Origin of the sequence: Rhizobium mesosinicum, from assembly GCF_019511345.1 — a bacterium.
GTDB lineage: Bacteria > Pseudomonadota > Alphaproteobacteria > Rhizobiales > Rhizobiaceae > Rhizobium > Rhizobium mesosinicum.
This window is the reverse complement of the sequence record NZ_JAEUAK010000004.1, coordinates 39,743-56,582: the sequence shown is the minus strand read 5'-3', so window position 1 is coordinate 56,582 and position 16,840 is coordinate 39,743. Positions and strand designations below refer to the sequence as shown.

16 protein-coding genes are annotated in these 16,840 nt (G+C 60.4%); 9 read left to right on the top strand and 7 right to left on the bottom strand.

Going from position 1 to position 16,840, the window contains the following annotated elements; genetic code table 11:
* Positions 1-182: 182 nt before the first annotated feature.
* Positions 183-1,043 carry an NAD(P)H-binding protein gene (locus JNB85_RS11125; protein WP_220334424.1) on the bottom strand — a complete coding sequence of 287 codons (861 nt, stop codon included), beginning with the start codon at positions 1,041-1,043 and terminating at the stop codon, positions 183-185.
* 109 nt (positions 1,044-1,152) lie between these two features.
* On the opposite strand from JNB85_RS11125, the gene JNB85_RS11120 reads away from it, so the two are divergent.
* Together JNB85_RS11120 and JNB85_RS11115 are read left to right on the top strand one after the other, a co-directional pair.
* Complete coding sequence (locus JNB85_RS11120; RefSeq protein ID WP_220334423.1) at positions 1,153-2,061, top strand: LysR family transcriptional regulator; 909 nt, start codon at positions 1,153-1,155, stop codon at positions 2,059-2,061.
* Positions 2,062-2,445: 384 nt separating this feature from the next.
* A complete protein-coding gene (locus JNB85_RS11115) occupies positions 2,446-4,224 on the top strand; it encodes a GGDEF domain-containing protein (RefSeq protein ID WP_220334422.1) in 1,779 nt (592 codons plus the stop codon).
* Positions 4,225-4,236: 12 nt separating this feature from the next.
* Here the strand turns inward: JNB85_RS11115 and JNB85_RS11110 are convergent, their stop codons facing one another.
* Complete coding sequence (locus JNB85_RS11110; protein WP_220334421.1) at positions 4,237-5,190, bottom strand: diacylglycerol/lipid kinase family protein; 954 nt, start codon at positions 5,188-5,190, stop codon at positions 4,237-4,239.
* A gap of 307 nt (positions 5,191-5,497) precedes the next feature.
* On the opposite strand from JNB85_RS11110, the gene JNB85_RS11105 reads away from it, so the two are divergent.
* Complete coding sequence (locus JNB85_RS11105) at positions 5,498-6,718, top strand: MFS transporter (protein WP_220334420.1); 1,221 nt, start codon at positions 5,498-5,500, stop codon at positions 6,716-6,718.
* On the opposite strand, the gene JNB85_RS11100 is transcribed toward JNB85_RS11105, so the two are convergent.
* Positions 6,686-7,087 carry a winged helix-turn-helix transcriptional regulator gene (locus tag JNB85_RS11100; RefSeq protein ID WP_220334419.1) on the bottom strand — a complete coding sequence of 134 codons (402 nt, stop codon included), beginning with the start codon at positions 7,085-7,087 and terminating at the stop codon, positions 6,686-6,688. The genes JNB85_RS11105 and JNB85_RS11100 overlap by 33 nt on opposite strands.
* A gap of 104 nt (positions 7,088-7,191) precedes the next feature.
* On the opposite strand from JNB85_RS11100, the gene JNB85_RS11095 reads away from it, so the two are divergent.
* Both JNB85_RS11095 and mgtE read left to right on the top strand, forming a co-directional pair.
* Complete coding sequence (locus JNB85_RS11095) at positions 7,192-8,205, top strand: zinc-binding alcohol dehydrogenase family protein (RefSeq protein WP_220334418.1); 1,014 nt, start codon at positions 7,192-7,194, stop codon at positions 8,203-8,205.
* Positions 8,206-8,518: 313 nt separating this feature from the next.
* Entirely contained in the window at positions 8,519-9,892 is a 1,374-nt protein-coding gene (gene mgtE, locus JNB85_RS11090) for a magnesium transporter (protein ID WP_220334417.1), read from the top strand.
* A gap of 325 nt (positions 9,893-10,217) precedes the next feature.
* On the opposite strand, the gene JNB85_RS11085 is transcribed toward mgtE, so the two are convergent.
* Positions 10,218-10,694 carry an Lrp/AsnC family transcriptional regulator gene (locus JNB85_RS11085; protein ID WP_220334416.1) on the bottom strand — a complete coding sequence of 159 codons (477 nt, stop codon included), beginning with the start codon at positions 10,692-10,694 and terminating at the stop codon, positions 10,218-10,220.
* 145 nt (positions 10,695-10,839) lie between these two features.
* Between JNB85_RS11085 and JNB85_RS11080 the strand changes: the two genes are divergently transcribed.
* Positions 10,840-11,745 (top strand): DMT family transporter, encoded by a 906-nt coding sequence (locus tag JNB85_RS11080; RefSeq protein ID WP_220334415.1) that lies wholly within the window; start codon positions 10,840-10,842, stop codon positions 11,743-11,745.
* A 64-nt stretch (positions 11,746-11,809) separates the two neighbouring features.
* Here the strand turns inward: JNB85_RS11080 and JNB85_RS11075 are convergent, their stop codons facing one another.
* A complete protein-coding gene (locus JNB85_RS11075) occupies positions 11,810-12,430 on the bottom strand; it encodes a L,D-transpeptidase (protein ID WP_220334414.1) in 621 nt (206 codons plus the stop codon).
* Between the two features lie 131 nt (positions 12,431-12,561).
* Here JNB85_RS11075 and JNB85_RS11070 point away from each other — a divergent pair, with 131 nt between their 5' ends.
* Both JNB85_RS11070 and JNB85_RS11065 read left to right on the top strand, forming a co-directional pair.
* A complete protein-coding gene (locus JNB85_RS11070; protein ID WP_338050326.1) occupies positions 12,562-12,825 on the top strand; it encodes a type II toxin-antitoxin system VapB family antitoxin in 264 nt (87 codons plus the stop codon).
* On the top strand, positions 12,822-13,178 hold the full coding sequence (locus JNB85_RS11065; RefSeq protein WP_220334412.1) for a type II toxin-antitoxin system VapC family toxin: 357 nt from the start codon (positions 12,822-12,824) through the stop codon (positions 13,176-13,178). The genes JNB85_RS11070 and JNB85_RS11065 overlap by 4 nt, the downstream gene beginning before the upstream one ends.
* Before the next feature lie 6 nt (positions 13,179-13,184).
* On the opposite strand, the gene JNB85_RS11060 is transcribed toward JNB85_RS11065, so the two are convergent.
* On the bottom strand, positions 13,185-14,849 hold the full coding sequence (locus tag JNB85_RS11060) for an electron transfer flavoprotein-ubiquinone oxidoreductase (protein WP_220334411.1): 1,665 nt from the start codon (positions 14,847-14,849) through the stop codon (positions 13,185-13,187).
* Positions 14,850-15,104: 255 nt separating this feature from the next.
* Here JNB85_RS11060 and JNB85_RS11055 point away from each other — a divergent pair, with 255 nt between their 5' ends.
* Entirely contained in the window at positions 15,105-15,893 is a 789-nt protein-coding gene (locus JNB85_RS11055) for an SDR family oxidoreductase (RefSeq protein WP_220334954.1), read from the top strand.
* A 9-nt stretch (positions 15,894-15,902) separates the two neighbouring features.
* Here the strand turns inward: JNB85_RS11055 and JNB85_RS11050 are convergent, their stop codons facing one another.
* A complete protein-coding gene (locus JNB85_RS11050; RefSeq protein WP_220334410.1) occupies positions 15,903-16,784 on the bottom strand; it encodes a phosphotransferase family protein in 882 nt (293 codons plus the stop codon).
* Between the last annotated feature and the right edge of the window lie 56 nt (positions 16,785-16,840).

Below are 16,840 nucleotides of genomic sequence, written 5' to 3'. Positions count from 1 at the left end.
GCAACGACATGCGTCAAAGCAAAGACCTAAAGCGCAGCAAGCGAATCTGAAAGATCGCGACGCGCTTTAGGAGCGCTTCTTTGCCGACATCACCCGACTCCGAACCCTTCGTCTGGACAAAGTCCCCCCGTCCAAATCCTCGAAAAGGTCGCGAGGGCGAAACAACCATTAGAGTCACAACACTAGAGGTTCGTCTTCAGAAATGTCCTCATGGTCTCGGGTGCGCGTCCTAGTATCCTTGCAAGTGTGGGATCAGTTGCCGCGAACTCTCCCGCACGGGCTGCGCGGTAATATCCCAGCATCACTGCTATTGTCCCATCAGAAATCCCAGCAGCCTGCGCATTCGCTTTCACACTCTCTTCGCTTGCGATCGACCTTGAAATAGGCTTGCACAGAAGTTCTCCTGCGATAATCGCAAGATCGGCGAGATCCAGAGATTCGCTTCCGGTGAGCGGCGCTGTCGGGCCGTCCATCACTTCGTCCCCGACGAGCAGTCTGGCGTCAGCGGCCGCGAGATCGTCATGCGTTGCCCATGCAACCTTGCCGTCTTCAGGACCTTCCAGCTTGCCCGCGTCGAAACCACGCTTGTTCATCATCAGCGCACTTGCCGCGTAAAAACCGTGGCGCATTGCTGTCCAGGCAATACCCGACTCCGCCAGCATGGCCTCCGTGGCGGCATGATCACGGCCGGGCGGGAAATAAGACGTAGCCGAACTGGATACCTGGCTTGTGTAGAAAATGCGTTTCACACCAATTTCGCGTGCAACACCTATGGCGTTGGCGTGCTGCTCCAACGGGTTGCCACCTGTTGCAGCTGCGTTGGAGGAAATTAGGAGAAGTCGTTTTGCACCGGCCCACGCATGGCGCAGGCTGGCGGCGTCGCTGTAATCGCCCCGGCGGACACGCACTCCGCTTGCTTCCATATCCAAAACTTTGTTCGGATCACGCACACTGACGCCGATTTCCCTGGCGGACACATGACGTAACAGGTTTTCGACGATCTTGCGGCCGAGTTTGCCCGAGGCTCCTGTAACGATGAGCATCGCTGCATTCCTTTGTTTGAAGCCCTTTTCAGGCAGGTGACTGTTACAGCGGATATATTTGTAGGCCGTTTTATTGTTAATCTACAAAATCTCGAATAGCTTGTTCTCTATGAAGAACAATGTACCTCCAAATGACCTGCGAGTGTTTCTGACAGTGCTAAACGAAGGAGGTTTCCGGGCTGCAGCGATACGGCTGGGGATCGCGCCATCGAAAGTCAGTACGACGGTCTCGCGGATCGAGAAGCAACTTGGCGTGCCGCTTCTCCTGCGAACCACCCGGAGCATTCGGGCGACAGATGAAGGCCAGGCACTGGCAAGCCGCTTACAGCCTCTGATGACTGAAATGGATGCGGCTTGTTTGGAAACGATGCGCTCGGCAGACTTCGTAAAAGGGCGCTTGAAACTCAACGTTCCAGGGGCGGTCATGCCGGACATCCTGCCGCCCCTAATCGTGGAATACCAGCGGAGACATCCGGCCGTGGAAGTCGAGATCGTTATGGAGAACAGTCTCGTCGACATCATTGAGGCAGGATGCGACGCGGGCATCCGCTACGGCGCATCCGTCGAGAAGGATATGATTTCCGTTCCAATCGGTCCTCGCGTGCAGCAGATGGCGCTTGCGGCCGCACCATCCTATATCGAGAAGTACGGCCTTCCTGAAACACCATCTCAACTGACGGACCATTACGCGATCCGATACGGCTTGCCCAGCGGACAGCTTATTCCCTGGGCTTTGCGAAACGGAGATAAATCGGCAAATGTGAAACCTTTGACGCGGCTCGTTCTAAGCGTGAACGCATTGAATACGGGATTGAGCTACGCCCAAGCCGGACTGGGCATTATCGGCACGTTCCGCAACTGGCTTGATGATGATCTCGGCGCCGGAACTCTCGTTCCGGTACTGCCCGACTGGTGGGCCGAACAAGAGGGACCACGCCTCTATTATCCAAGCCGCTTCACATCGACGCCGTTACGCGCATTCATCGACATGTGCCGCAAGGAAACCACGGTCCGGTAATTCGTTGCCATCCATCGAGTTCAAGTAGTCTTGCAGCGGATCATGGTAGCAGGAGATGGGCGTGGAAACAGCTATCATCTTCGAGGAGCGGATCAGCCGAAGTTACGGCGACATGGACGAAGTTGTTGAGCGGCTCTGTTTGTTCAAATCCTGTAGACCATTTGGCAGAATCACATCTCAAACGAAATTAATAGGCCCCGAGCCTAGAACCTTTCCTGGTCAATATAACTCGTCACAGAGCAGTCATTTAGGCGCCTTTTCTTAACCCTTTCGGCATTATCGCCGGCTATACTCAAATTCGGTAATATATGCCTGATATCGGCATGTTCAGCGAACGGCAACGGAGCCGGCGAGGATAACGGGACAGGGAAAGGGATCGGTTTGATGAACCGCATCACTCTTGAGGGAAAGCTGCTGTTTGCAACCGTTATCGTTGCCTTTCTCACCCTGGTTCTGACAGCAAGCGCCCTCATTCCGACGTATGAGAGCTACCGTTCGACCCAAGACAACCTGCTTGCCATCGAGCGCTTCCGCCAGGTCCTGGAGGCTGCCACCCGCATGTCCGCGGAGCGTGGCCCGGCCAACGATATCCTGGCGATCGAGCCGGGCAGCGACCTCCTGGCGATAGAGCGGCTGACGACCTTCCGGCGCATCAGCGATCTGGCGCTCGAGGCTCTCGACGAGCCGATTGCCGTCGAGATTTTCTGCCCCTTGCCCGATCTGCAGAAGGCTCTTGCCGATACAAGGGACCAGCTTCGCAAAGCCCGCGAGACCGTGGACCGGATTGCCGCAACGCCGCTTGCCGAACGCCGGCCGGAGGGCGTCCAGGCCGCGATCGGGGAAATGATCGAGGTGATCGAAACATTTCAAGCCGTCGTCGACTGGCATGTGGCGGCCTTCACGAGCGGGCGGCCGGAACTGACAGCGCCTTTCCTGACGGGACGGATGATCAGCGACATGCGCGAATATGGCGGCCGGGCCGCCTCGCAGATCATGGGGCCAATCGCAACGCGCCAGCCGCTGCGCGACAGCAATGTCACCGATGCCAGCCTCACCATCGGCCGGCTTCTGGAATTGCGAACGCTGATGCAGGGCCAGAAGGTCATCACCGACCACGATGCGTTGTCTGCCGACCTCATGAAGGATGTCGACACGATCTTTTTCGGATCCGGCCTCGACCTCGTGATGATATTGATCGAGCAGGGCAAGATCTCGGGGGATTATTCAGTTTCGGCAGTCGATCTGACGCGCGATTATGTTCCGACGCTGCGGCCGCTCGAACGGCTGCGCACGCTCTTCCTCGACGATGTGGTGAAGCGCTACCGAACCCAGCATGATGCCGCGTCCTATCGGCTGTCGGTCATCGCTGTGATCACGGCTTCGGCTCTCGCGGTGCTGTTTATGCTTTTCCGCTCGATCCGCCTTCATATGCTCGATCCGCTGCTGACGGCGCGCCGGCAGATCATTGCGCTTGCCGAGGGCAGCGGCATGACAGACCTCGAGACGATCTCCAAGGCGCCGGAGATGCGCAGCCTGTTCGAAGCGCTGGAACTGCTGCGCGGCAAGCTGGACGAGCGCGCCGAATACGAGGCCCGCCTGAAGACGCAGGCCGAAAAGGACGGACTGACCGGCGTCTGGAACCGCCGGGCGCTGGAAGGCTTCGGCAATGTGCCTTCGGAGCGCGAGGAAGATATCTGCCTGATGTTGATCGATATCGACCACTTCAAGGCGGTCAACGATACCTATGGGCACCTGACGGGGGATAAAGTGCTCGTCGAAATCGCGGCGCTGCTGCAGAGCGCGATGCGGCCGACCGACATCGTTGCGCGCTATGGCGGCGAGGAGTTCGCCGTTCTCGTTTCCACATCGGACCTTTCGAACACCGTGGATTTTGCGGAAGAACTTCGCGGCCGCATTCAGGCGCATATCATCCGTGATGCAGAAACCGGCATAGATATCTCTATCACCGTCAGCATCGGTATCGCCTCCAGCCCGTGCGGCGCAGATGGCTGGCGCCAACTCATCGCATCGGCCGACGAGGCGCTTTACTGCGCCAAGAAGAAGGGGCGCAATCGCACCTGTGTTTTCGGCGACGAGGCCGACCGGGATATCGTCGCAAGCGCCCTCATTCCTTTCAGAGCCAGGCGCTCCGCTTCGCTTTAGCGCCTTTCCAAGTCATGGATGTGAGGCGGCCGGCTCGCGCCGTTCACGTTCGCCCTCCTGCGCTGCCAATCCCTGCTTGACCAGCACCTTCAACTCGCCGGGATGAAGCTTCACCGTGACATCACGCTCCAGCGGCAGAAGCTCTCCGTCCATCACGCAATTCGCCTTGGCGCGCAGCTTCGGGAAGTGCAGATGCACCTCGGCCGGGTGCAGGACCATGACCGCGTCGTTTTCGCGGAACTTGCCGCGCAGCATGTCGATCGCCAATCGTGCGACGCCGAGCGGTTTCAGCGGTTTTGCCGTGTAGAAGCCGAGTTCGCCGCTGCGCAGATTGTCGGCATAGAGCAGCGCGTTCTCGCCGAAAGGATTGTTCGAGACGGATATCGCCGAAACGCGTCGGGTTTCCCGCATACCGGCGGCCTCGAAACTGACCTCGAATTCCGGAGGGTTGAAGACGACGCCGAAGGCGGCGCGGGTGCTGGCGCGTATCTTTCCGAAGCGGGAGCGGTAGCTGTAGGAATTGCGGTAGCGCACCATGCGCGCATGCAGCCCGGCGGAAAACTGGTGGATGAACGGCCTTCCGTTGGCGCTGGCGATATCGACATTATCCAGTTCACCGAAAGCCAGCACATCGAGCGCCTGCCAGATATCGAGCGGCACTTTGAGCGAGCGGGCGAAGAGATTCATGGTGCCGGCCGGCACGACGCCAAGCGCCACCCCGTTCTTCCAGGCGATGGATGCAGCGGCCGAGATCGTTCCGTCCCCGCCACCGGCTACGATACCGTCGATATCGTCGCGCCGTGCAGCACGCTCCATGGCGGGAACGATCTCGCTGCCGGAAAAGACGATCGCTTCGAAATCATGCCCGGCATCGCGGAAGACCTCCTCCGCGCGCTTCTCATAGGCCTGCATGTCCGTCGTTCTGAAGGTACCGCCGTCGCGATTGAAAAAGCCGACGAGCCTCATGAGGTGCTTGTTTCCTATCCTCGCTGTCCCTGCCCTCAAGAGATGGTTGATGCACCTGCGATTTCAAGCCGGATGGTTTGCCCCGTCAAATCGCCGAAACGCAAATATTGCAATGGACGTATGCAGATAGCAGGACGCTGCACTGCAAAAAAAGCATTCGACGCCTTCAGCTTTGCGTTCAATAAATGGAAGACTGGAGGTCACAGCACCTCCACCTCCCGCCATTTCTGCCTGCCAATTTAAAATGACCGGCTCCGCGCCCAACGCCAGGGGCCGTTGCCAAGCTTAGACCCTCCGAGGACCGCCCGTGAGCCAGGTTGCCGTCAACGATTCCATCGATTCTGAACCGGAGGCAGCCCTGCCCTCGGCGATGACCGTCGCACTGGTGCAACTGGCGCTCGCCGCCGGCGGCTTCGGCATCGGTACCGGCGAATTCGCGATCATGGGCCTGCTGCCCAATGTGGCCGACACGTTCTCGGTCACGACCCCGCAGGCAGGCTATGTCATCAGCGCCTATGCCCTTGGCGTCGTCATCGGCGCCCCTGTTATCGCCGTGCTCGCCGCCAAGATGGCGCGGCGCACGCTGCTGCTTTGCCTCATGCTGCTCTTTGCGGTCGGCAATATCCTGTGCGCCGTCGCGCCGACCTTCGAAAGCTTCACGGTGCTGCGCTTCATCACCGGCCTGCCGCATGGCGCCTATTTCGGTGTCGCAGCGCTCGTCGCCGCTTCCATGGTGCCGGCGCATCGCCGCGCGCGGGCTGTCGGCCGCGTCATGCTCGGCCTGACTGTCGCGACCCTGCTCGGCACGCCGCTGACCACCTTCTTCGGCCAAGCGCTCGACTGGCAGGTCGCCTTCCTCACCGTCGGCATCATCGGTCTCGTGACGGTCGCCCTCATCTGGTTCTACGTACCGCGTGACAAGGTTGCCGAAGGGGCAAGCGCATTGCGCGAACTCGGCGCTTTCCGCCGCCCGCAGATCCTGCTGACGCTTGGCATAGCGGCGGTCGGGTATGGCGGCATGTTTGCCATGTTCAGCTATATCGCCTCCACGACGACGCAGGTGGCGATGCTGCCGGAAACGGCCGTTGCGCTCATGCTCGTGCTCTTCGGCGTCGGCATGAATGCCGGCAATGTCATCGGTTCGTGGCTGGCGGACAAATCGCTGCTCGGCACGATCGGCGGCTCGCTGGTCTACAATATCGTCGTGCTGACGATGTTTTCTCTAACGGCTTCCAACCCCTACATGCTCGGGCTTTGCGTCTTCCTTGTCGGCTGCGGCTTTGCCGCCGGTCCTGCGCTGCAGACGCGGTTAATGGATGTCGCCGCCGATGCACAGACACTGGCCGCCGCCTCCAATCACTCGGCCTTCAACATCGCCAACGCGCTCGGCGCATGGCTCGGCGGCCTTGTCATTGCGGCTGGCTATGGCTTTGCGGCCACCGGCTATGTCGGCGCCGTCCTGTCTTTCCTCGGCCTCTTCGTTTTCGCGGCCTCGCTACGCCTGGATCTCCGCAGCCGGCGCGTTTAGAGCCTTTGCAATACGCAGTTCCCTCCCCTCCGGACTGCAGAAGACGAATTCATCGCCCCAGGCGGCAAGCGCCCGGATGACCGGCTTCAGCGTGGTGCCGAGCGGTGTCAGCGCATATTCGACGCGCGGCGGTACGACCGGGTAAACCGTTCGTGAGATGAGGCCGGAGTCTTCCAGCTCGCGCAGCTGCTTCGTCAGCATGCGCTGGGTGATGGCGGGCAGATGGCGTCTCAGCTCGTTGAAGCGCAAAGTCCTGTCCATCAGGTGGAAAAGGATCACGCCTTTCCACTTTCCATCGAGATAAGTCAGCGTCGCCTCGACCGGGCAACCGGGAAAATTCGTGACCAGTTTGGCGCGCGGGCGCGACATTTACAGTATCCTTTTTGGTACTACGTACAGAATTTGTGCATTCTTGCGTTGCCGGAACATAGGTCGCATCTAGCTCTCGTGCAATAAACACAGGAGTTTCAAAGATGCGCGCCGTCGCCTACAAAACCCCGCAGCCGATCGCTGCCGAAACCTCGCTGATCGATGTTGATCTGCCGACCCCCGAGGCCAAGGACCATGACCTGCTCGTCGAAATCAAGGCCGTCTCCGTCAACCCCGTCGACGTGAAGGTCCGCGCCAGCATGGCGCCACCCGCCGACGAGCTGAGGGTTCTGGGCTTCGATGCTGCCGGCATCGTCAAGGCCATCGGTCCCGATGTCACGCTGTTCAAGCCAGGCGACGAGGTCTTCTATTCCGGCGTCATCAACCGTCCTGGCTCTAATGCCGAGTACCAACTCGTCGACGAGCGCATTGTCGGCCGCAAGCCCAAGAGCCTCGATTTCGCAGCGGCGGCCGCCCTGCCGCTCACTTCGATCACCGCCTATGAAGCGCTGTTCGACCGGCTGCGTGTCACCGACCCCGTGCCGGGCGCTGCCCCTGCCCTGCTCATCATCGGAGGTGCGGGCGGCGTCGGCTCGATCGCCATCCAGATCGCCCGCGCGCTGACGGATCTGACGGTCATCGCCACGGCCTCGCGTGCGGAAACCCAAACCTGGGTGAAGGAGCTCGGCGCCCATCACGTCATCGACCATTCGCGGCCGATCGCACCGCAGGTCGCAGCACTCGGCATCGGCGCACCGGGCTTCATTTTCTCGACCACGAATACGGACAAGCATGTCGCCGACATCGTCGAGGCGCTCGCACCGCAGGGCCGTTTCGGGCTGATCGACGATCCCAAGACCTTCGATATCGTCCCGTTCAAGCGCAAGGCGGCTTCGGTTCACTGGGAGCTGATGTTTACCCGCCCGCTCTTCGGCACGCCTGATATGATCGAGCAACATAAGATCCTGAACAGGATTTCCGAGCTCGTCGATGCCGGCAAGATCCGCACGACGCTGTCGGAAACTGTCGGCACGATCAATGCCGCAAACCTGAAAAAGGCGCATGCGATGGTCGAAAGCGGCAAGATGAAGGGCAAGGCGGTTCTCGCCGGTTTCTGAGGTTTCCGGAAGCGAAAACCTACCTCATCCGACCTTAAATATTGTGTAAAGGATGCTGACTTATGATGCCGCGTCGAGGGTGCGGCATTCTGGCGTTAAACATTTAACCAGCTTGACTTTTTCCGCATTCGGGACCACCTAGTGTGACACGTGGATGACGCATGTCGTGCACGGATATCAACGGAGCCATCATCAAGATGCCAAGCGACAGTAGCAGTCGATTGCCTTTGCCGTACGCGGCCGTCGCGCGCTGACCTGATGCTCCAGGCTCGCCCGCTCGGACGCTACGGCGGATCGACGGAAAGGCGAGCCAATGAATATCAATCGCTTCCCCCTGCGGGCCGGCTATGCCGCTCGTGCCTTCATGAATAACAACCGTGTCGCGACCATCGCCGAGCGCGTGGAATCGCTGAACGGGCTCGCCCCGGCAGAGGCCGGCCGCATCCTTTCGCGGATGCCGCAGGATTATGCCGTCAACATTCTCGACCGCCCGGAGCTGCGCAATGCGCCGGCCATTCTGGCGCTGATGGACAGCACGGATTCGGCCCGCCTGCTGCACGGCATGTCCAACGACCGTGTCGCCGACGTCCTACTGGAACTCGATGTCGATGATCGCGTGCGGCTGTTCTCCAGCCTTGAAGAACCGGTGCGGGTCGCCATCCAGCATCTGATGGGCTATCCGCCGCGCACGGCCGGCAGCATCATGACGACGGAATTCGTCAGCGTGCCTGACGACTGGACCGTCGCGCAGACGCTGGACCATGTACGTCAGGTCGAACGCTCGCGCGAAACCGTTTATGCCATCTATGTGCTGGACCATAATTCCGGCGCGCTGATGCATGTCGTGACGCTGCGCCGCCTCATTACCGGCGAGCCCGATGCCTCCATCCTCTCGGTCGCCCAGAAGGGTTTGCCGGTTTCGGCCAACCCGCTGATGAAACAGGAGGATGTCGCGCGGCTGATCCGCAAGCACGACCTGCTGGCTCTGCCCGTCGTCGACGACCACGGCATGGTGCTCGGCATCGTCACCGTCGATGACGTGATCGACACGATGATCGCGGACACGACGGAGGCTGCCCAGAAGTTCGGCGGCATGGAAGCGCTCGGCAAGCCCTATATGAAGATCGGCTTCTCCGGCATGATCCGCAAGCGGGCGGGCTGGCTCTGTGCCCTCTTCCTGGGCGAAATGCTGACGGCCAGCGCCATGCAGCATTTCGAAGGCGAGCTGGAAAAGGCCGTCGTGCTGACGCTCTTCATTCCCCTGATCATGAGCTCCGGCGGCAATTCCGGTTCGCAGGCAACCTCGCTCATCATCCGGGCGCTCGCCGTCGGCGAACTGAAGCTCTCCGACTGGTGGCGGGTGTTGCTGCGCGAACTGCCCACGGGCGTCGTGCTCGGCGCCATCCTGGGGCTCGTCGGCATGATCCGCGTGATCTTCTGGCAGACGGCCGGGCTCTATGATTACGGCCCGCACTGGCAGCTGGTCGGCCTGACGGTCTTTGCCGCGCTTGTCGGTATCGTCACCTTCGGCTCGATGTCTGGTTCGATGCTGCCGTTCCTGCTGCAGAAACTGCGGCTCGATCCGGCAACGGCATCGGCTCCGTTCGTCGCCACGCTGGTCGACGTTACCGGGCTCGTCATCTACTTCTCGGTGGCGTTGCTCATTCTCAGCGGGACGCTGCTGTAGACCCGGCTTCAGATTTCAGGCCGGCCGGCCTGAAATCATCCCCATCGAGAGCCTTGCTCTGATGCAATTTCGGACGAGGGCTTCAGTGCCTGCATAGGATGCATAGGATGCATAGGATGCATAGGATGCATAGGATGCATAGGCAGTTTCACACGCTCTATAGGAAATGTCAGATACACATCTGTCATGTCACCATCTGACAATTCCCACACGGCGTATAAAAAATCCTATGCATCCTATGCATCCTATGCACCGTGCCGATGATCCGGTTCGTTCTGGGCAGGATCAGCTCCATCTCATCCCTTCAACGCAGGACCGTTGCGCGTCATCCACTGCCTTCGGGCAGCTTCAGCGGTCCATGCGTCTTGATGCTGCGGATAGCGAAATTCGACCTGATATCGGTGACGTTCGGCAGGGTCAGCAGCGTCTCCGTCAGCAACCGCTCGTAGGCCGAAAGGTCTTCGACGACGACCTCCGCGAGGAAATCGGCGGTGCCTGAAATCAGGAAGCAGGAGACAATCTCGGGAATGGCGAGCAGTGCTGCCTGCTGCGCCTCGGAATTCTCCTTGCTGTGACGGGCGACCTTGAATTCCACGAAGACGGTGAGACCGAGACCGACTTCCTTGCGGTCGATATCGGCCGTGTAGCGGCGGATGACGCCGAGCTTTTCGAGATTGCGGATGCGGCGCAGGCAAGGCGATGGCGAGAGGTTCACCTTCTCGGCGATTTCGACATTGGTGGCACGCGCATCCTCCTGCAGGCATTTCAGAATGGCGATATCGAATTTATCGAGATTTGGCATAATTACAAAAACCATCAGCATGAATTGGCAGATCATTGCGCATAGCACGATTTCTGAGCCACAGATAGCAAGGACATGCCTCGGCCTCTGGCGCTAATCTTCTCTTCAACCGGATGGGATTCGGACGGAGGAAAGGATCAGGACGATGAGCACGATCGCATTTTCAAACGACAAATCGCCTTCACAGGCCCTCGGTTATGCCGCCGGCACGATCACGGTGCTGATCTGGTCGACATGGTTTCTGGCGACCCGCCACAGCGCTGCGACGCCGCTCGGCTCGATCGATATCGGCCTCATCCGCTTCGGCATTCCGGCCCTCGTTCTCTCACCCATCTGGCTGCGCACCGGGCTGTTGCCGAAGGGTCTGCCGCTACATCTGCTGGCGATCATGGTCGCCGGCTGCGGCGCGATCTTCTTCCTGGTGACGACGCTTGCCATTCATTCCACGCCGGCCGCCTCGTCCGGCATTCTGCTCGGCGGCTCCATGCCGCTCGCCACAGCCTTGATCGGCATTCTGCTCTTCGGCGAACGACCGGATGCCACGCGGATTGCCGGGCTAGTGGCGATCGTCGCCGGTGTGCTGATCCTGCTCACGCGCAGCCTTGCAGATGCTTCCCTGCCCTGGACAAGCTTCGTGCTGCTGCCGGCAGGCGCCGTTCTCTGGGCAAGCTATACGCATGCCTTCCGCCGCTCGGGTCTTTCAGCCATCCAGGCGAGCGCGCTGATCGCCATCTGGTCCTTCCTGATCATGGCCACCCTTGCGCTGGTCTTCGGCATTTCGCTGCCGCAAGCTCCGCTTCCGGAAATCGGCCTGCAGGTGCTGAGCCAGGGCATTCTTTCCGGTCTGGTCGCCATGGTCGCCTATGGCACGGCCGTCCGCACTCTCGGCGGAACGCAGGCTGCGGCCTTCACGGCGCTGACACCGGTTCTCGCAACTCTCGGCGGCGGCTTTCTGCTTAGCGAGCAGATGGGCCTTGCCGAAGTCAGCGCCGCTGTCGTCACCGGCATTGGCGTGGCGCTCTCGACCGGCATTGCCGCCAAGCACCGCTGACCGCTTCGATCAATCAGAAGCCGCCGTCAGCGACATGCTGCGGCGGCTTTTGCGCAACTTTATGTCAGGCCGTTGCCTGGATCACCACGACTTTGGCGCCGACTTCGACGCGGTTATAGAGGTCGATCACATCGTGGTTCATCATGCGGATGCAGCCGCTCGACATGGCAAGGCCGATCGATTGCGGCTGATTGGTGCCGTGGATGCGGAAATGCGTGTCGTTACCGCCGCGATAAAGATACATGGCGCGCGCACCAAGCGGATTGTTCGGACCACCCGGCAAACCCGCGGCGAGTTTGCGATAACGCTCCTCACGGCGCTGCATGTTTTCCGTCGGCGTCCAGCTCGGCCATTCCGCCTTGCGCCCGATATAGGCATTGCCGGCAAAGGCGAGGCCTTCGCGGCCGACGCCAACGCCGTAGCGCATCGCCCTGCCGTCGCCGAGGACGTAGTAGGCACGCCGCGCGGGCGTATCGATGACGATCGTTCCGGGCGCATGGCCGCCCTCATAGGCGACTTCGGTGCGGCGCAGCTCCGGCTTGATCTGATCGATCGGTACCTGCCTCAGCGGAAACTTCTCATCCGGAAGTGCCGCGTAATTCGTCTGGCTGTTCAGAGTGGTCGACGAGCAACCGGCGACAAAGAGTGGCAGAGCAATCAGGAAGCCCCGGCGCGAGATCGTCATGAACGTGTCCTTGGTGCGTCAAGAAGATGTCGCAGGCTAAGGAAATTATGGTTAATGAAACGCTAAACCGCGATCCGTCATTAAAGGATGCCGGCGTTTGTTTGCAGCCGCATTGAGAACCGCATCATTTGATGCTATTTTTGATGCAGCAGGAGGCCGAAATGAGAACCACGGTAACTTTGGACGACGAATTGCTTGCCAGGGCTCAGGAAGTCACTGGCATCAGGGAGCGTTCCGCACTCTTGAAAGAGGCCCTCACGCGCTTGATACGGGAAGAAGCAGCGCGCCGTCTCATTATGCTGGGCGGTAGCGCACCAGATCTACAAGCCCCACCGAGACGACGCTGGAACAGTGACGGAACTTGGGGCGGATCGGATTGGGATAAGTCCGAGTGATAATACTCGACACCTCCGTTTGGATCGATCATCTGCGAAAGCGGGAAGAGGAAGTAGAATTTCTGCTCAAGAGACAGCAGATTTTAGTTCACCCGTTCGTTCTCGGAGAGATAGCGCTCGGCTCGATGCCGCAATACGATCTCATCCTTCAATCGCTCTCCGAGTTGCCGCAGGCGACCGTCGTCAGCAATTTCGAAGCCCTCTTCCTGATCAAGCAGCATTCGCTCATGGGAAGCGGCATCGGCTATATCGATGCTCATCTGCTTGCCTCGGCCAAATTGGCCGAAGGCACCCGGCTTCTGACCCGTGACAAGCGCCTGGCAAGGATCGCCGAGGCGCTCGGCGTCGGATAAAACAGATCACATATTGGGATAGACCGGTCCCTCACCGCCCTGCGGCGGCACCCAGTTGATGTTCTGGTTGGGGTCCTTGATGTCGCAGGTCTTGCAGTGGACGCAGTTCTGGGCGTTGATGACGAAGGTTTCTTCGCCGTCCTTCTCCACCCATTCATAAACACCGGCCGGACAGTAGCGCGTCGACGGGCCGGCATAGATGCCGAGTTCGGACGACTTCTGAAGTGCCATGTCCTTCACCTGCAGATGGACTGGCTGATCTTCCTCGTGGTTTGTGTTCGACAGGAAGACGGAGGACAGGCGGTCGAAGGTGAGCACGCCATCAGGCTTCGGATACTCGATCTTCTTGTGCTGCGAGGCCGGCTCCAGCGACTGCGCATCCGTCTTGCCATGGCCGAGCGTGCCGAAGAAGGAGAAGCCGAAGAGCTGGTTCGTCCACATGTCGAGCCCGCCGAGGGCGACGCCGACGGCCGTGCCGAACTTCGACCAGAGCGGCTTGACGTTGCGCACCCGCTTCAGGTCCTTGCCGATATCGCTCCCCCGCCAGTCATTCTCGATCTCGACCACCTCGTCATTGGCACGGCCCGATGCAATCGCCGCGGCGATACGGTCGGCCGCCATCATGCCCGAGAGCACGGCATTGTGGCTGCCCTTGATGCGCGGCACGTTGACGAAACCCGCCGAACAGCCGATCAGCGCGCCGCCGGGAAAGGACAGCTTCGGCACCGACTGATACCCGCCCTCGGTGATGGCGCGCGCGCCATAGGAGAGCCGCTTGCCGCCCTGGAAGGTGCCGCGGATGGCCGGATGGGTCTTGAAGCGCTGGAACTCCTCGAAGGGGTAGAGATAGGGGTTCTTGTAGTTCAGGTGGACGACGAACCCAACGGCGACGAGATTGTCTTCCAGGTGATAGAGGAAGGAGCCGCCGCCGGTCGACAGGCCAAGCGGCCAGCCGAAGGAATGCTGCACGAGGCCGGGCTTGTGGTTCTCGGGCTTCACCTCCCAGAGCTCCTTGATGCCGATGCCGAATTTCTGCGGCTCGCGATCGCTCGAGAGGTCGAACTTGGCGATCAGCTGCTTGGCGAGCGAACCCCGGACGCCCTCTCCAACAAGAACATATTTGCCCATCAGCGCCATGCCGCGTGCGTAATTCGGGCCGGGTTCGCCGTTCTTCTCGATGCCCATGTCGCCCGTCGCGACACCGATGACGGCGCCTTCGTCATTGTAGAGCACTTCGGTTGCGGCAAAACCCGGATAGATCTCGACGCCGAGTTCTTCGGCCTTCGTCGCCAGCCAACGACAGACGTTTCCGAGCGATACGATGTAATTGCCGTGATTGTTCATCAGCGGCGGCATCATCATGTTCGGCAGGCGGATGGAACCGGCCGGGCCGAGCAGCAGGAAATGATCGTCCGTCACTTCGGTCTTGAAGGGATGGTCGCTTTCGCTGCGCCAGCCGGGCAGCAGGCGGTCGATACCGATGGGATCGACGACGGCGCCGGAGAGGATATGGGCGCCGACTTCAGCGCCCTTCTCCAGGACGACGACCGAGAGTTCCGGATTGACCTGCTTCAGGCGGATGGCGGCCGAAAGGCCGGCCGGACCGGCGCCGACGATCACCACGTCGAATTCCATGCTTTCGCGTTCCGGCAGCTCAGTCATTTCGGTCATCAATTTGTCTCCGCTCGGCCTTCTCAAGGCCGTTCATCCCCATTCGAAGGTATTCTCTTGTCAAAACCGGAAAACATTGTCGAGCCGGGAAGCGACAGCCAATCCTCCAATTCGCACAATGACATTCATCCGCACAGAAGATTATATAACGCTTACGTCAACGTCAATTAGTGGGGTGCCGCGAAAGCGCCTCTTCGAGCTTTTCTTTCACGGGACTTGCGCCTTATAGAGAGGCGACAGGAAATGGAGGAAATCATGGATCTCGGCATCAAGGGAAAACGCGCACTCGTACTGGCTTCCTCGCGCGGCCTCGGGCTCGGCATTGCAAAGGCGCTGGCGCAGGAAGGGGCAAACGTTCTTCTTTGCGGCCGCAGCGGAGAGCAGCTCGAAGCCAATTGCAAGGCGATCAATGCGCTCGGCAAGGGCAAGGCCGACTGGATCTGGGCCGATCTTTCGGACGACAATTTCGTCGGTACCGTCACCGCAGCCGTGCAGGAGAAATTCGGCGGGCTCGACATCCTCGTCAACAATACCGGCGGCCCGACGCCCGGCACGACCGAGGATATGACGCCGGAAAAGCTGGAAAGCTACTTCCTTTCGATGGTGGCGCGCGTCATCACGCTCACCAACGCGCTTCTTCCCGGCATGAAGGCGCAGGGCTGGGGTCGCATTTTGACGGTCGCCTCCTCAGGCGTGATCGAGCCGATCGCCAATCTGGCGCTGTCGAACACGCTGCGCCCGGCCCTTGCCGGCTGGAGCAAGACGCTGGCATCGGAAGTGGCCGGCCATGGCGTCACTACCAACCTGCTGCTGCCCGGCAGCATCCTCACCGCACGGCTCGACGACCTCGATGGTGCCGCAGCAAAGCGGACCGGCAAGAGCGTCAAAGACATCCGCACAGAGAAGGAAGCGCGCATTCCGGTCGGGCGGTACGGCAAGGTCGAGGAATTCGCCGCAACGGCCGCCTTCCTCTGCAGCCAGCCGGCAAGTTACATCACCGGCTCGCTGATCCGCTGCGACGGCGGCGCAGCCCGTTCCGTCTGACTTCTTGCATCATCCGGCATGGGCCGAAGCGGCGGCCCATGCCGTGACGCTATCGATCTTTGCGCCGATATAGGCGGGATCATCAGCAAGTTCGGCGAGTTCGGACAGGCGATGGAAGCCGGTCAGAATGGCGATGCGCCGACGGTCGAGCCGGCGACCTGTCAACGTCTCATAGGCCGAAACGATCCGCGTCGTCAGATCGGGCGAGATGAAATTCGAATAGATGAATTCCTGATGCAGCGGGCCGAAGCCGGAATCGGCGAAGTCATAGAGACCGTTCAGCCTGCCCGCAGCATGATCGAAGGCCATATTCCAGCCGTGGCCGTCGAAGAAGCCGTAGGTGATGCCGTAGGGATCGGGCGGCAGGGCCTGGAAATCCCAGATGATCTTTTCCGCATAGCTTGCCAACTCAGAGGATAACAGCGGCAGGGCCTTTTCCCTCACGGTCTCGGGCGATTGCCACGGCAGGATCGGCCCGGCACCAAGCGCACGCATGCGGTCGTCATCGAGATCGTGCAGTTCGGCATAGAAGCGGGCGAGATCGTCGCCGAGACGCTGGCGGACCGCGTTCGGCAGAGCCTCATAATCGTCGGTGATGAGATGTTCGCCTCGGATCTTGGCATGGCTGGAGAAGATCGGAGGGCCGTCATGGATGCGCATATCGGGCACCGCGATCGACAGCGACGGCCCGATGATGCCGAGAAGGGCGGCCTCCTTCAGCAGCGCCCGTTCGGCGGCCGGGTTGCGCGGAAACTTGAAGATCAGGCGGTCGTCTACATCGATGGCTATCGAATCCCAGCCCTTCGTCGCGAGCCTGAAAACGGAAGCCGTGAGCTCCGGAAAGATGTTGGTGATGAGTGAGCGAAATTCACCGGCATTCAACTCGGTCATGACTGCCTGCCTCCGCGTTCTCCAAGTTCCATCCTGCGCGAGACCTGCAGTGCGGC